At 66.7% G+C, this 1417-nt stretch carries 1 protein-coding gene; it reads right to left on the minus strand.

Annotated elements, in window-relative coordinates; all coding sequences use genetic code 11:
• Positions 1 to 245 precede the first annotated feature (245 nt).
• A complete protein-coding gene (locus NKH59_RS33310; RefSeq protein ID WP_352475114.1) occupies positions 246 to 1334 on the minus strand; it encodes an IS110 family RNA-guided transposase in 1089 nt (362 codons plus the stop codon).
• Between the last annotated feature and the right edge of the window lie 83 nt (positions 1335 to 1417).

Here is a 1417-nt window from a genome sequence, read left to right on the forward strand (position 1 = left end):
TCGTTTTCGATCGCTTGCGTCCATATGTCCGGCCTTTGAGCACGGTCCTTGCGGCCGCTGGCCAAGGTGGGGTTCGCGACGCCCGTTCCAATCATGCCAGCGGTTTCGTTGGCCAATGGATCCCTCGGAGTTTCGCGCGTCACGGATCGATCGATCACGCCATCTTCCTTCCGTTGCAAGAGCTTGTGTTCGGTGTTCCTCCGTTGCGGCCTATCCGGGCATGTCAGCGCCGTGCTGAGCCGCGGTCAGGGCTGGCCGCAGGCCACCGCCGTAGGCGGCGCGAAGCGGCCTTGAGGGCGGCGAGGAGGCGTCAGGCTGCCCGCCAGGCCGCAACGGTACGGCTCGCCGGTGATCATCATCTTCCAGGCCATACGGGCGGTCTTGTTGGCGAGCGCCACAGCCGCCAGCTTCGGCGGCTTGCGCGCAATCAACGCCGCCAGCCACGGCGAGGCCTTGGCGCGGCCGCGACGCACCTGCTGGATGTGGGCCGTCGCGCCCACCACCAGCGCCTGCCGCAGCATCTCGTCGCCGGCCCGCGTGATCACCCCCAGCCGGTTCTTGCCGGCGGTCGAATGGTTCTTCGGCGTCAGCCCCAGCCACGCCGCGAAGTCGCGTCCCGAACCGAACGCTGTCGCATCAGTGACCTTGACGCCGAGCAGGCTCGCCACGACCGGCCCGACGCCGGGCATCGCAGCCAGCCGCTGTCCAGTCTCGTCCTTGCGGTGATGGGCCAACAGCTTCTTGTCGATTGCCGCGTATCGCGCGCACACCGCGCGGTATTCCTCGCCGAGCGTCTCAAGCAGTTCCTTTGCCAGCGCCGGCACCGTCGCGTCGCCGGCAATGCGGGCCAGCAGTGGCTCGATGCGGGCAAGGCCTTGTGCGGCCACCAGGCCGAATTCGGCTGCGTAGCCGCGGATCGTGTTGGAAAGCTGCGTGCGCCGCCGCACCAGCTGCTCGCGCACCCCAAACAGCATCTGCGCCGCTTGCTGCTCGCCGCTCTTGATCCCAACAAAGCGTGTCCTGGGCCGGCTCATCGCCTCGCAGATCGCCTCGGCGTCAGCCGCGTCATGCTTGCCGCGCCGCACATACGGCTTCACGTGCTGCGCCGCGATCAGCACCACCTCATGACCCAGCCCCGACAGCGTGCGCGCCCAGTAATGCGAGCCACCGCACGCCTCCAGCCCGATCCTCACCGGCGCAAGCTTGGCGAAGAACGGGACTACCGCCCGCCGTTGCAATTTACGCACCAGCACCGAACGCTCCGCAGCGTCGACACCATGCAGCTGAAAAACACTCTTGGACGTATCCATGCCAATACGGATAAGGTGTTCCACGGACGGCTCCCTTGTTTGAGATCTCAACGAACTCATTCTGGCACATCCGATGCCGTCGGGCGCCGTCCACCCCATCATGCCGT

Origin of the sequence: Mesorhizobium sp. M0998 (assembly GCF_040318885.1) — a bacterium.
In the GTDB taxonomy this organism is placed as follows: Bacteria; Pseudomonadota; Alphaproteobacteria; order Rhizobiales; family Rhizobiaceae; genus Mesorhizobium.